Below are 14,010 nucleotides of genomic sequence, written 5' to 3' on the forward strand. Positions count from 1 at the left end.
GGCTCGCTCTCAAGCCTGGGTTAGCAGCTGATCCCACTCGGGATCGGCCTGCAGCCGTGCGGCGAGAAAATCCAGCAGGGCACGCAGGGCCGGCAGCATCTGCCGGCGCGAACCATACAGGGCATGAATGCCCAGTGCCTCCACCCGGTAGTCCGGCAGCAGGGCCTGCAGCCGCCCGGCGCGCAGCAGCGGGGCGACCGAGTACAGCGGCTGCAGGCTGATGCCGGCACCGGCCAGGGTGGCCTCCAGCAGCACGGTGGACTCGTTGGCGCTGATGGTGCCGCCCACCGCGATGCCAAGGGGTTCGCCATCCCGCTCGAACTGCCACAGGCTGCGGCCGAAGTAGGCGTAGGTCAGGCAGTTGTGCTGGCTCAGTTCCTGTGGCTGCTGCGGTGTGCCGTGGCGCGCCAGATAGCTCGGCGCGGCACACAGCACCGAGTGGCAGGTGGCCAGGCGGCGGGCGATCAGGTTGGGGTCGAGCTGGTTGGTGATGCGTACGGCCAGGTCGATGCGCTCCTCCACCAGATTGACCGCCAGGTTGCTGACCTGCAGGTCGATGGCCACGCGCGGATGCCGTTCGACGAACGCCGCCACCGCCCGCGCCAGCCAGGCCTGGGCGAACGACTGGCTGCTGGCGATGCGCAGGGTGCCACTGAGGTCGTCACTAGCGCGCTGCCCGGCATCCTGTAGCTCGTCGGCCAGCTCCAGCATGGCGCGACAGCGTGGCAGTAGCTCCTCACCCAGGCCGGTCAGGCTTAGCTTGCGTGTGGTGCGGTGCAGCAGACGTGCGCCGATCCAGCTTTCCAGTTCGCCCAGGTAGCGCGATACCATCGCCCGCGACATCTCCAGGTGCTCGGCGGCTGCCGTCTGGCTGCCGCGCTCGACCACTTCGACGAAAACCCGGGCGGCGGTGAGTCGATCCATGATTAGCTCGATTTGTGCAATAGATATGCGCAGATTAGCGGGCTTTTTGCGCGCTTTCGAGCAACTAAGATGCGCCTCGTCCCACTTCAATCCCGAGGTTCGCATGTCTCTTCGTTCCCTTCTCGGCGTTGCCCTGCTCGGCGCCGCCAGCCTGATCCAGGCCGCGCCGCTGCAGTTGCAGGTGTACAACCCGGGCGAGGCCGCAGTGTTTCCGGTCAGTTCCACGCTGATCACTGGCGAGCATGAAGCGCTGCTGGTCGACGCGCAGTTTTCCACCCGCGAGGCCGCCGAACTGGTGAAGCTGGTCAAGGCCAGCGGCAAGCGCCTGACCACCCTCTACATCAGCCACGGTGACCCGGATTTCTACTTCGGCCTGCAGACTCTCAAGGAGGCCTTCCCCGAGGCACGGGTGCTGGCCAGCGCCGCCACCGTCGAACATATCCGCGCCACCCAGGCCGGCAAGCTGGCCTACTGGGGGCCGATCCTCAAGGACACTGCGCCGAGCCGGGTCATCATTCCCGAGCCGTTGCAGGGCGATAGCCTGAACCTGGAGGGCCATGAGCTGCAGCTGGTCGGTGTCGATCCCGCGCGCACCAGCCTGTGGATTCCTTCGCTCAAGGCCGTGGTCGGCGGCGTGCTGGTGGATGCCGGCGAGCATGTCTGGACGGCCGATACCCAGACTGAACAATCGCGCCGCGACTGGCTGGCCAGCCTCGACCAGATCGAGGCGCTACAGCCGCAGGTGCTGGTACCCGGCCATTACCTGGGCGAGGTGCCGCACACCCTGGCCGCCCTGCGCTTTACCCGCGCCTACCTCAAGACGCTGGAAGTGGAGCTGGCTAAGGCCCGGAACGCCGCCGCGCTGATCGAAGCCATGCAGCGCCGCTATCCGCGTCTGCCGGGCGAGTCCAGCCTGGAGCTGAGTGCCAAGGTACTCAAGGGCGAGATGCCGTGGCCCTGAGCGCCTTTCGCTAGCCTTGAGAGGGACGCCGGCTTGCCATCTGCGTTCCGGCCCCCATATACAAGGTCTGACCCGAGGAGGCTCCCGATGAGCAAGCTGTCCACTACGCCACTCTCCGTACTCGATCTGGCGCCCATGCGCGATGACGATCTCGGCGCCGCGCCCGCCCTGCAGCGCTCCCTCGACCTGGCCCGACACGTGGAACAGCTCGGCTTCTCGCGCATGTGGGTAGCCGAGCACCACAACATGGAAGGCATCGCCAGTTCCGCCACCGCCGTATTGCTTGGCTACCTGGCGGCCAATACCTCGACGCTGCGCCTGGGTTCCGGCGGCATCATGCTGCCGAACCACGCGCCGCTGGTGGTGGCCGAGCAGTTCGGCACGCTGGCCGCGTTGTATCCGGGCCGCATCGAGCTGGGCCTGGGTCGCGCGCCGGGAGCCGACCAGGCCACCGCTCGCGCGCTGCGCCGCGACCGTCTCGGCGGCCCGGACGACTTCCCCCAGGATGTCGAGGAGCTGCAGCGCCTGCTCGGCCCGCGTCAGCCCGGGCAGAGCGTCATCGCCGTGCCCGGCGTGGACAGCCAAGTGCCGATCTGGCTGCTCGGCTCCAGCCTGTTCAGCGCCCAGCTGGCGGCGCAGAAGGGCCTGCCCTATGCCTTCGCCTCGCACTTCGCGCCGCGCTACCTGCACCAGGCGCTGCGCATTTACCGCGAGAACTTCCAGCCCTCGGCCGTGCTGGACAAGCCCTACGCCATGATCGGCGTGCCGCTAATCGCCGCGCCGACCGATGAGGAAGCCGAATTCCTCGCCACCAGCGCCTACCAGCGCATCCTCGCCCTGATCCGCGGGCAGAGCCTGGTGCTGCGCCCGCCGGTGGACAGCATGGTCGGGCGTTGGCAGCCGCACGAGCAGCAGGCGGTCGGCGACTTCCTCGGCCTGGCGGCCATCGGCGGGCCGGAGAAGATCCGTGCGCGCCTGGAGGTGCTGCTGGAGCAGACCGGCGCCGACGAGCTGATGTTCACCTGCGACCTGTACGACCCCGCCCAGCGCCTGCGCAGTTTCGAGATCGCCGCCAACCTGCGCGGAAAGTAAAGCGAACTTGCGCACGGCTCATGCCCTCTCAAGCTGTACACCCACGGCTTGAGAGGAGCACGCGATGAGCATCAAGAAGACGGCTTCGGCCCACTGGCAGGGCGGCATAAAGGACGGCAAGGGCCGCATCAGCACCGAGAGCGGTGCCCTCAGCGAGACGCCCTATGGCTTCAACACCCGCTTCGAGGGCCAGCCCGGCACCAACCCCGAGGAGCTGATCGGCGCGGCCCATGCCGGCTGCTTCTCCATGGCCCTGGCCAAGGAGCTGGGCGAAGCCGGGATGATCGCCGAGAGCATCGACACCCAAGCCGAAGTGACGCTGGACAAGACCGACGACGGCTTCGTCATCAGTGCCGTGCATTTGAGCCTCAGGGCGCGCATTCCCGGCGCCGACCGCGACGCCTTCGAGCAGGCGGTGGAAACCGCCAAGAACGGCTGCCCGGTGTCGAAAGTGTTGAATGCCGAGATCAGCCTGCAGGTGGTGCTGGACGACTGAACGGGCAAGGCTGCGTCTGGCTTTCCCGGCCTGCTCAACGACCCGAGGGCCGCGAAGCGGCCAGCTGTAGCCCGGATGCAATCCGGGAGCAACGCTGCCTGCTTCCCGGATTGCATCCGGGCTACGTTCTTCAATGACAAGGCCGCGCTTGAGCGCGGCCTTGTCGTCTAGCGCCGTTCCAGCCTTACATCAGGCGCTTGCCATCTTCACGGGTGACCACCACGGTGGCCGAGCGTGGGCGGCGGCCGGGGCCGTCCGGCCAGCTGCTGAGCAGGTTGGTGGCGGTGGAGCCTTCACCCGGATGCTGGATGTTGACGAACAGGGTGCGGAAGTCCGGTGTGGCGCTGATGCCGGTGACTTCGGCGCCGATCGGGCCGATCAGGAAGCGCTTCACTTCGCCGCTGCGCGGGTCGGCCACCAGCATCTGGTTATGGCCGAACGGGCCGCTGGCCAGCTGGCTGCCGCTCATGTCGGTCTGAATCCACAGGCGGCCGTCCGGGTCGAACCACAGGCCATCCGGGCTGGCCAGGATGTTGCGCTCGTCCAGCGGCTGGCCATCCGGCCCGCGGCTGTCGGACTGCGGGCCGGCGAGCAGGAAGATGTCCCAGCGGAAGCGGGTGCCGGCATGGTCGCTGCGGTTCTCACGCCAGCGGATGATGTGCCCGTAGGGGTTGGCGGCGCGCGGGTTGGCGGCGTCGGCGACGGTGCGCGAACTGTTGTTGGTGAGGGTGAAGTAGACCTCGCCGTTGTCCGGGTTGACCGCGCCCCATTCCGGGCGGTCCATCTTGGTGGCGCCGACGATATCGGCGGCCAGGCGGGTGTTGATCAGCACTTCGCCCTGGTCGGCGAAGCTCACCCCGGCGGCGCTGCAGGCAGCCTGGAAGGCCTTGTCGCGCAGGTCCAGGGCCAGCCACTCGCCGCTGCCATCGCCATTGAAGCGGGCCACGTAGAGGGTGCCGTCATCGAGCAGGCGGCCTGGCTGGCGCAGGATCGGCAGGTATTTGCCGCGGCTGACGTACTTGTAGATGTACTCGTTCTGCGAGTCGTCGCCGGAATAGCACACCAGCGGGCGACCGGCCTTGACCGGGGCGAAGATCAGGCCTTCGTGGGCGAAGCGGCCGAGGGCGCTGTGCTTGACCGGCGTGGAGGTGGGGTCGAACGGGTCGATCTCGACGATCCAGCCGAAGTGGTTGGGCTCGTTGCGGTAGTCGCCGCTGGCATCGGCGGCCTTGCGCGTGGCGTCGAAGCGCTCGAACTCGTCGCCGGGCAGGGTATCCCAGCCGAAGCGGCTGCTGCTGCGCAGGCCGTAGCGCTTGAGCTCGCGCGGCAGGTCGCTGTCGCGGCTGGCGAAATAGCCGGCCCAGTTCTCTTCGCAGGTCAGGTAGGTGCCCCAGGGCGTGTAGCCGTTGGCGCAGTTGTTCTGGGTGCCACGGGTGGCGGTACCGTCGGGGCTGTAGCGGGTCTTGAGCAGGGCGTGGCCGCGGGCCGGGCCGGCAATCTGCATCGGCGTGGCGGCGGTGATGCGGCGGTTGTAGCGGCCGGGCACCACTTGCCAGTCGCCGAAGCGATCACGACGAATCTCGACGATGGTCACGCCGTGGGCGTTGATTTCCTTGCGCACTTCCTCGGCCACGGTGCGCAGCCCGTTGACCGCGGTCGGGCCGTTGGGGTGCAGCAGCGGCGCGTCGATGTACTCGTTGTTGAACACCAGCAGGCCGTGGCTGGAGTGCCGGCCACCGCCGCGGCGACCGTCGGCGGGGAAGAAGTGCATGCCGTCGTGGTGCATGCCGACCTGCTCGGCCTGGTCCTGGGCGCTGTTGCTGGCATCTTCGAGGAAGGGCGGGAAACTGCCGGAAATCGGCGTGCCCCAGGGCAGGATGACGCTGGCGCGGTAGCCGGCCGGCACGGTGATGGTATCGGTGCGGCTGACCGGCAGGGCCTCGAAGGGCAGGCGGTTGCGCTTCTTGAACGGCAGCTTGGCGCCGTGCTCGGCGGCCTCCACCGCCTGTGGCAGCACGCCGAGGAAGCCCAGCGCGCCGATGGCCGCGCCACCGGCGAGGATCTGCCGGCGGCGCTGGTCGATCAGCTCGCTCATGTGCGGGTTGGCGGAGTGGTTGCTGAGCGGCTCATCGCCGTTGCCAAACAGCGCGGTGTTCTGGTCATCAAGGCTCATCGTTCGGATCCTTCTGCGGAGGAGATGCGACGGAGCCATGACGCTAGCGGCCGTTAACGACGAAATGATGACGCTGCGGTGGCGAATCGATGGAATGCGAGTGGCTTAACGTTTTGCCTGGCCGGGGGCGGAAATAAAAAACCCGGGCCAGGCCCGGGTTCTTCAGCGTGTGCAGGATCAGCCGTTCTGGCGGATACCGGCCACCAGCCAGGGCTGGTTGTCGCCGTTGCTGCGCTCCATGCGCCAGCTTTCGCTGAACGACTCGCCCTGGTCGAAGCGCGAGGTCTTGGCCACGCCGCGGAAGGTCAGGGTGGCGACGGTCTTGTCGGCCAGCTCGTCGATGCCGTCCAGCTGCACGTCGAGGTCATCGATGTAGGTGGACTGGAAGCCGTCGCCCAGGTCGGCGCGCTCGCTGGTCAGGAAGCTGAGCATCGACGGGGTGACGAACTCGGCGATCTTGTCCATTTCGTTGGCGTCCCAGTGCTGCTGCAGGGCCAGGAAGTGTTCGCGGCCAGCGGCCAGGAAGCGCTGCTCGTCGAACCAGGCCGGGGCGTTGAACGCCGGACGCGGGGCGGCACCGCCACTGCTGCCGAAGATCGGCTGCTGCGGCATCTGCCGCTGCATGCCGCCGGCTACCGCGGGCTGACCCTGGCTCTGCGCCTGGCGACGGGCGGCGAACAGCTTGAAGATGACGAAAGCCAGCAGGCCGAGGATCAGGAAGTCGAAGAACTGGAAGCCTTCGAAGCCGTCACCCATGAACATCGAGGCGAGCAGGCCGCCAGCGGCGATGCCGGCCAGCGGGCCGAGCCAGCGCGAGGCACCGCTGGCGGCTGGTGCAGCGCGCCCTGCTGCGGCTGCGGCGCCACTGGTGGCGGCCGGTTGGCTGGCGCTGGGAGCGTCGGCCTGGCGGGTCTGGTGAGTCGGCGCGGAGCCGAAGGACTTGCCGCCGCCCAGACGCTTGGCGTCGGCTTGGAGGCTGAAGGTCAGACCCAGGCACAGGGCCAGGGCGATACTGAGGAAACGCTGCATGAGGGGCAATCCCGCTGAGGTTATGGTTCGCGCGTCATGCTGCCGCAGAGCAGTGACCCTGACCAGCCACAGAATGTTTCCGGATTTATGTGCAGGCTTGTTGGTCAGCCACGCAGAAGCCAGCCCAGTGGCGCACGACGCAGCTGACGGCGGAGCAGGGCGCGCAGGTCGGCGGGGTCTTCCTCGGCATGGCGCAGCCAGTGCACGAAGGTCCGCAGGTAGGCGCCGGTCAGCAGACTCTCTTCGGCGATGCGGCTCAGGTGCAGGTTTTGCCTGCGCGCCGCTTCCCGCCACCACTGCACGGTGCGGCTGACGCGCAGCAAGCCGCCGACCTGCAGATGCACATGGCCGGGTTCCAGCTTGTACAGCAGCATCTGCCCGGTCACCGCGCGGTGGGGCGCCAGCGCGCCCAGCCAGGCGATGAGCAACTCTTCCAGGCGTTTCTCGGCCGTTAGCATGGCCAGGTCGGCCGCCTTGGCGCGGGCCAGCAGGGCCTGGTCGGCGCGATCGAACCAGGCTTCGACCAGATCGTCCTTCTGCCGGTAGTGCCGGGCGATGGCGGCCAGGTCACAGCCCAGGGCATCGGCCACTTCGTGCAGGTGCAGACGCTCCCAGCCGCAGACGTCGGCCAGGTCGAGGGCTTTATCGAGAATCTGGGTGGCGGATGGGGTCGAGCGCGGCATGTGAGTACCTCCGCTCGACAGTATGGTCAGCCCAGGCGCCGGGCTGACGGGAGCTGACGGATGGCCGGCCTACGACCACACAGGGCGAGCCGTAGGAGGGGCCTTGGCCGAGATTGGGGCGACTGCGATCTTGCCTGTATCGCGGCTAAAGCCGCTCCCACGAAGCGTGGGAACTGGCTGGGCGCTACCCAGCCTACAGCTCAATCCAGAGACTGCCGCTTTAGCGCCAGTCGTACAGCTCTTTCTCGGCCAGCGCGTGCATCGGCGCGACCTGGGCCTGGAAGGCCTGCATGGAGGCCCAGATGCGGCCGTTCAGCTCGTTCTGCGCGGCCAGCTCGCCAAGCACCACGGCGGATTGCTGGCGCAGCGCTTCCAATACCTCATCGGGGAAGCGCTTGAGCTGCACGCCCTGCTGTTTGAGCTGCTCCAGGGCGCGGGCGTTGTTGTACACGTAGTCGTCCTGCATGTGCTGGTTGGCGGCGCGGGCGGCTTCCTCGACGATGGCTTCCAGGTCGTCCGGCAGGGCGTCCAGGGCTTTCTGGTTGATCAGCAGCTCCAGCGCCGCCTGCGGCTCCTGCCATGCCGGGTAGTAGTAGTACTTGGCCGCCTTGTGCAGGCCGAAGGCCAGGTCGTTGTAGGGGCTGACCCAGTCGGTGGCGTCGATGGCGCCGGTCTGCAGGGCGGTGAACACCTCGCCACCGGGCAGGTTGACGGTGGTCGCACCGAGCCGGCTCAGCGCCTCGCCGCCAAGGCCCGGCATGCGGATCTTCAGGCCCTTGAGGTCGTCCAGCGAGTCGATTTCGGTATTGAACCAGCCGCCCATCTGCATGCCGGTATTGCCCACCGCCAGGGGCTTCACGCCGAACGGCGCGTAGGCCTCGCTCCACAGCTTGAGGCCGTCCCCCTGACTGAGCCAGGCGTTCATCTCGCTGGCGGACAGGCCGAACGGCACGGCGGTGAAGAACTGCGCGGCCGGCACCTTGCCCTTCCAGTAGTAAGCCGCGCCATGGCCCAGTTCGGCGGTGCCCTGCGACACCGCGTCGAATACTTCCAGCGCCGGCACCAGTTCGCCGGCGGCGTAGACCTTGATCTGCAGGCGCCCGCCGCTCATCACCTTGACCCGCTCGGCGAAACGCTCGGCCGCCGTGCCCAGGCCTGGGTAGTTCTTCGGCCAGGCGGTGACCATCTTCCACTGCAGCTGCTGCACAGGGGCGGCTACAGCCTGCTGCACGGATTTGTCTTCTTCCTTGCAGGCGGCGAGGCCGAGGGCGGCGAGGACGCCGGCGAGCAGCATCAGGGGGCGGCGGATCATGGGGGCTCCTTGTTGGGTGATTGTCAGGGGTTAAACGGCTTCCAGCTTGGCGTAGGCCAGCATCAGCCATTTGCTGCCTTCACTGGCAAAATTCACTTGCACGCGGGCCTGGGCGCCGCTGCCTTCGAAATTGAGGATCACGCCCTCGCCGAACAGGCTGTGGCGCACGGCCTGGCCCAGACTGAACGGGGTCTCCGGCACGGCCGCGCCGCTGAACATCGAGCCGCCGCTCATGCTGCGTGCCGGGGTGCTGTAGGGGCGGCTGACGCTGCCGGACAGGCGCACTTCCTGGATCAGCTCGGCGGGAATCTCGCGGACGAAACGCGACACCTTGTTGTAGGTCTCGCTGCCGTACAGGCGGCGGGTCTCGGCGTAGGTCATGACCAGGCGCTGCATGGCGCGGGTCACGCCGACGTAGGCCAGGCGGCGCTCCTCTTCCAGGCGGCCGGGCTCCTCCAGGCTCATCTTGTGCGGGAACAGCCCCTCTTCCAGGCCAACCAGGAGCACCAGGGGGAACTCCAGGCCCTTGGCGCTGTGCAGGGTCATCAGCTGCACGCAGTCCTCGTGCTCCTCGGCCTGGGTGTCGCCGGCTTCCAGCGAGGCGTGGGTGAGGAAGGCGGCCAGCGGGCCGAGGTCGTCGTCTTCCTCGTTCTCGAAGTTGCGCGCGGCGCTGACCAGTTCCTCCAGGTTCTCCACGCGCGCCTGGGCCTTCTCGCCCTTCTCGGCCTGGTGCCAGGCCAGCAGGCCGCTCTGCTCGATGACAGTCTGGGTCATCAGGTGCAGCGGCATATCCAGCACCTTCGCCGCCAGATTCTCGATCAGCTCGACGAAGCCGGCCAAGGCGCCGGCCGCGCGGCCGGGCAGGGCCTTGCCGGCGATCAGCTGCTGCATCGCCGCCCACATCGACAGCTCGCTGTGGCGCGCGTGCTCGCGGATCGCCTCGACGGTCTTCTCGCCGACGCCACGGGTCGGTACGTTGATCACCCGCTCCAGCGCGGCATCGTTGTGGCGGCCGTCGAGCAGGCGCAGGTAGGCCACGGCGTTCTTGATCTCGGCGCGCTCGAAGAAGCGCTGGCCGCCGTAGATGCGGTAGGGAATCTTCTCGCGCAGCAGCGCTTCTTCCAGCACCCGCGACTGAGCGTTGGAGCGGTAGAGAATGGCGATTTCGCTGCGCTTGAGGCCTTCCTTGCGCAGGGCGTCCTCGATGGATTCGACCACGTAGCGCGCTTCGTCGTGTTCGTTGAAGCCGGCGTACAGGCTGATCGGCTCGCCGTCGCTGCCGTCGGTCCACAGCTCCTTGCCCAGGCGTCCGCTGTTGTTGGCAATCAGCGCGTTGGCGGCCTTGAGAATGCCGGCGGTGGAGCGGTAGTTCTGCTCCAGACGGATCATCTGGCTATCGGGGAAGTCGCTGGAGAACTGCTGGATATTCTCAATCCGTGCGCCGCGCCAGCCGTAGATCGACTGGTCGTCGTCGCCCACCACCATCAGGCTCTCGCCACCCTTGGCGAGGAAGCGCAGCCAGGCGTACTGCACGGCGTTGGTGTCCTGGAATTCGTCGACCAGGATGTGGCGGAAGCGCTTTTGGTAGTGCGCCAGCAGATCCGGCTTGTCGCGCCACAGGTCGAGGGCGCGCAGCAGCAGCTCGGCGAAGTCGATCACCCCGGTGCGCGCGCAGGCCGCTTCGTAGGCCTCGTAGATCTTCAGCATGGTGGCGAGGAACAGGTCGCCGCCGTGCTGGATGTTCTTCGGCCGCAGGCCCTCGTCTTTCTGCCCATTGATGAACCACTGCGCCTGCTTAGCCGGCCAGCGCTGCTCGTCCAGGCCCAGCTCGCGAATCACCCGCTTGATCAGGCGCTGCTGGTCGTCGGAATCGAGGATCTGGAAGTTCTCGCTGAGCCCGGCTTCCTGCCAGTGTGCGCGCAGGATGCGGTGGGCCAGGCCGTGGAAGGTGCCGACCCACATGCCGGCCGGGTTCAGCCCGAGCAGCTGCTCGATGCGCTGGCGCATCTCGGCGGCGGCCTTGTTGGTGAAGGTCACCGACAGGATCGAATAGGGCGAGGCGCCGAGGAACTGGATGAGAAACGCGATGCGGTGCACCAGCACGCGGGTCTTGCCCGAGCCGGCGCCGGCCAGCACCAGCTGGCGGCCGAGCGGGGCGGCCACGGCCTGACACTGCGCATCGTTGAGGGAGGCGAGGAGGAGTTCGGGGTCGAAAGTGGCGGGATCGTTATGCATCGCGGCATTCTACGGGCCGGCCGGAGGGGCGGCAAACCGTGACCGGAAATGGCTGGCTGGTCAGTGAACAACTGTTCGCCGCTCGTCGAGGGGTGCCATTAAAAAGCCAGCTTCAGGCTTGGGCAGGCGCTCTAGCTCGGGTATGCTCGGCCGACGTCAGGCACACCATTACAAGAAAACCGCCTATGACTCAGCCACATCGGGAGGCTCCCGCCAGTAGTGCGGCGGATGACTCTCAGGTCATTTTTCAGCGCTTTGCCACCGATATCGCGGTGGAGCGCACGCGCATGCTGTACCTGGGTTCCCAGGTGCCTACGCTGTTCATGTTGCTCGGTGCCCTGGCCTGTGCCGGCCTGCTTTGGCAGGGTCAGCAAAGTCTGCTGCTGGCCGGCTGGCTGGTCTGGGTGGTGCTGCTGGCGGTGCTGCGACTGATCCAGATGACCGCCTTCAATGCGGCGACACCTGCGCGCCAGGCCAATCCGCACTGGCGGCGCATGTTCCTGGTCGGTGCTGGCCTCTCTGGCTTGAGCCTGGCCTTCACCGTGATCTTCCTGGTGCCGGCTGACCAGTTTCTGCTGCAGGCCGTGGTTTACGGGCTGATCGCCGGAGCGATCCTGTCCGCCAGCGTGGCCTACGCCGTCAGCCTGTCGGCCTTTCTGGCGTTTTCCCTGCCCTGCCTGCTGCCTTCCATCGCCTATCTGCTGCTGGGCGATGAGCTGAGCCGTCAGGGCTGGGGCCTGCTCGGCCTGATCCTGCTGCTGAGCCTGTGGGTGGTGGCCTGGCAGGTCAATCGCCTGGTCCAGCGCGGCCTGCTGCAGCGTTTCCAGAATCAGGCGCTGATCGAAAGCCTGGAACAGGCCCGCGAGAGTGCCGAAGGTCTCAACCTGGAGCTGGCCCGTGAAGTGGAGCAGCGCCGGCGTGCCGAGTCCGAGCTGCGTCAGGCCCATGACGAGCTGGAGATCCGTGTGGCCCAGCGCACCCTGGAGCTGGATGATGCCAGTCATGCCCTGGGCAAGAGCGAGGCGCGCCTGGCGCTGGCCCTGGAGGCCAGCGAACTGGGTCTGTGGGACTGGAACCTGCAGACCGATGAAGTGCACCACAGCCACCTGGAAAGCATCTTCGGCATGCGCCAGGACGAGGTGAAGGGTGTGCTCAGCCACCTCAGGCCGCGCCTGCACCCGGACGATGTGCCGCTGTTGCGGCGTGCCCTGGTCGAGCACCTCAAGGGGCGCAGCGACGGCTATGCGGTGGAATACCGGGTGCGTCATAGCGACGGCCGCTGGCGCTGGGTTGAGGACCGCGGCCGCGCCGTGGAGCGCGATGCCCAGGGTCATGTGCTGCGCATGCTCGGCACCCGCCGCGACATCACCGAACGCAAGCGCCAGGACGAGGAGCAGCGCCTGGCGGCCACGGTGTTCGAGGCGGCCAGCGAGGGCATCGTCATTCTCGATGCCGATTACCTGATATTGTCGGTCAACCAGGCCTTCAGCGACGTTACTGGCTATCGCAAGGACGAGGTGCTGGGGCGCAGCGTCGCGACCCTGGTCAGCAGCCGCGAGGCGCGGCGCCAGTACCAGCTGATCCGCGAGCAGCTGGCGCTGCACGGCAGCTGGCGTGGCGAGCTGTTGGAGTCGCGCAAGAACGGCGAACTGTATCCGCAGTGGCTGCAGCTCAATGCCGAGCATGATCGCCAGGGTCGGGTCAGCCATATCGTCGGCTTCTTCTCCGACCTGTCGCAGCGACGCCAGACCGAGGAACGCCTGCGCTACCTGTCGCACTACGACGAACTTACCGGCCTGGCCAATCGCAGCCTGTTCCGCGAGCGCCTGCACGAAGCCTGCGAGCGGGCGCGGCAGAGCGAGACCCAGATCGCGCTGCTGCATATCGACCTGGACCGTTTCAAGCTGCTCAACGATAGCCTCGGCCATGAAGTGGCGGATCAGCTGCTGCGGCAGATGGCGCGGCGCCTCAATCAGGCCGTGCCGGAAGCCAATACCGTGGCCCGTCTGGCCGGGGACGAATTCGCCATCCTGCTCGACGCCCACGGCAGCCTCTCTGCCCTGGCACGCACCGCCAGCCGCCTGCTGAGCAAGCTGCGTACACCGATGGATGTCGGCGGCCATGAGCTGTTGGTCAGCGCTTCCATCGGCATCAGCCTGCTGCCGGACAACGCCCGCGAGCTGTCTGCGCTGATCAGCCAGGCCGGCATGGCCATGCAGCACGCCAAGCACCTGGGCGGCAACACCTTCCAGTTCTATACCGACAACCTGCAGGCCTGCACCCTGGAGCGCCTGCAGCTGGAGACCCAGCTGCGCAAGGCGATCGACGACGGCCAGCTGGAGGTGTTCTACCAGCCCAAGCTGTGCCTGGCCGACGACAGCCTGAATGCCGCCGAGGCGCTGGTGCGCTGGCGACACCCGCACCTGGGACTGGTGCCGCCCAGCGAATTCATTCCGCTGGCCGAGGAAACCGGGCTGATCGCACCGATCGGCGAGTTCGTCCTGCGCCAGGCCTGCCGCCAGGCCCGTGAGTGGCAGTGCCAGGGCCTGGCCGACCTGCGCGTATCGGTCAACCTGTCCGTGCATCAACTGCGCCAGGGCAATCTGATCGCTCTGGTGCGCCAGGTGCTCGACGAAACCGCGCTTCCGGCACACCTGCTGGAGCTGGAGCTGACCGAAAGCCAGCTGCTGGACAACGTCGAGAACGTCATCATCACCTTCCAGCAGTTGCGCGACCTGGGGGTGAAGCTGGCGATCGACGACTTCGGCACCGGCTACTCCTCGCTCAGCTACCTCAAGCGCTTCCCGGTGGACTACGTGAAGATCGACCAGACCTTCGTCCGCGACCTGGCTGCCGGCGGCGAGGACGCGGCGATCACCCGCGCCATCATTGCCATGGCCCACGGTCTGGAGCTCAAGGTGGTGGCCGAAGGCGTGGAAACCCAGGCACAGATGGATTTCCTCAAGGCGCAGCACTGTGACGAGATCCAGGGTTACCTGATCAGCCGGCCGTTACCGGCGGCGCAATTCACCGAGCTGCTGCAGGCCCAGGTGGAGATGAGCTGAGCCGGCTATGCCGGCCCTGCGAGTATGAGTGCTGGCGAAA

Annotated in this window: 10 protein-coding genes; 4 read left to right on the plus strand and 6 right to left on the minus strand. The window is 67.2% G+C overall.

The window, feature by feature from the left end; genetic code table 11:
* Nucleotides 1-9: 9 nt before the first annotated feature.
* Nucleotides 10-924 carry a LysR substrate-binding domain-containing protein gene (locus ACF8C6_RS18225; RefSeq protein WP_392500582.1) on the minus strand — a complete coding sequence of 305 codons (915 nt, stop codon included), beginning with the start codon at nucleotides 922-924 and terminating at the stop codon, nucleotides 10-12.
* A gap of 103 nt (nucleotides 925-1,027) precedes the next feature.
* Here ACF8C6_RS18225 and ACF8C6_RS18230 point away from each other — a divergent pair, with 103 nt between their 5' ends.
* The 3 genes from ACF8C6_RS18230 (at nucleotide 1,028) to ACF8C6_RS18240 (ending at nucleotide 3,473) form a co-directional block, all read left to right on the plus strand.
* Complete coding sequence (locus tag ACF8C6_RS18230) at nucleotides 1,028-1,885, plus strand: MBL fold metallo-hydrolase (RefSeq protein ID WP_392500583.1); 858 nt, start codon at nucleotides 1,028-1,030, stop codon at nucleotides 1,883-1,885.
* Between the two features lie 87 nt (nucleotides 1,886-1,972).
* Entirely contained in the window at nucleotides 1,973-2,977 is a 1,005-nt protein-coding gene (locus ACF8C6_RS18235) for an LLM class flavin-dependent oxidoreductase (RefSeq protein ID WP_392500585.1), read from the plus strand.
* Nucleotides 2,978-3,047: 70 nt separating this feature from the next.
* Complete coding sequence (locus ACF8C6_RS18240) at nucleotides 3,048-3,473, plus strand: OsmC family protein (protein ID WP_392500618.1); 426 nt, start codon at nucleotides 3,048-3,050, stop codon at nucleotides 3,471-3,473.
* A 184-nt stretch (nucleotides 3,474-3,657) separates the two neighbouring features.
* Here ACF8C6_RS18240 and ACF8C6_RS18245 read toward each other — a convergent pair whose 3' ends face one another.
* The 5 genes from ACF8C6_RS18245 to uvrD all read right to left on the minus strand — a co-directional run bounded on the left by ACF8C6_RS18245 (nucleotide 3,658) and on the right by uvrD (nucleotide 10,905).
* Complete coding sequence (locus ACF8C6_RS18245; protein WP_392500587.1) at nucleotides 3,658-5,646, minus strand: PhoX family protein; 1,989 nt, start codon at nucleotides 5,644-5,646, stop codon at nucleotides 3,658-3,660.
* 177 nt (nucleotides 5,647-5,823) lie between these two features.
* Nucleotides 5,824-6,675: a Tim44 domain-containing protein gene (locus tag ACF8C6_RS18250; protein ID WP_392500589.1), complete on the minus strand. Its 852-nt coding sequence runs from the start codon at nucleotides 6,673-6,675 to the stop codon at nucleotides 5,824-5,826.
* 104 nt (nucleotides 6,676-6,779) lie between these two features.
* A complete protein-coding gene (locus ACF8C6_RS18255; RefSeq protein WP_392500590.1) occupies nucleotides 6,780-7,358 on the minus strand; it encodes a TetR/AcrR family transcriptional regulator in 579 nt (192 codons plus the stop codon).
* Nucleotides 7,359-7,578: 220 nt separating this feature from the next.
* Nucleotides 7,579-8,670, minus strand: a complete 1,092-nt coding sequence (locus ACF8C6_RS18260) for a TRAP transporter substrate-binding protein (RefSeq protein WP_392500592.1) — start codon at nucleotides 8,668-8,670, stop codon at nucleotides 7,579-7,581.
* A 30-nt stretch (nucleotides 8,671-8,700) separates the two neighbouring features.
* A complete protein-coding gene (gene uvrD / locus ACF8C6_RS18265) occupies nucleotides 8,701-10,905 on the minus strand; it encodes a DNA helicase II (RefSeq protein ID WP_392500594.1) in 2,205 nt (734 codons plus the stop codon).
* Nucleotides 10,906-11,090: 185 nt separating this feature from the next.
* Here uvrD and ACF8C6_RS18270 point away from each other — a divergent pair, with 185 nt between their 5' ends.
* On the plus strand, nucleotides 11,091-13,970 hold the full coding sequence (locus ACF8C6_RS18270) for an EAL domain-containing protein (RefSeq protein ID WP_392500595.1): 2,880 nt from the start codon (nucleotides 11,091-11,093) through the stop codon (nucleotides 13,968-13,970).
* Nucleotides 13,971-14,010: the final 40 nt, after the last annotated feature.

It is taken from the genome of Pseudomonas sp. zbq_18 (assembly GCF_043102245.1).
Classification (GTDB): Bacteria; Pseudomonadota; Gammaproteobacteria; order Pseudomonadales; family Pseudomonadaceae; genus Aquipseudomonas.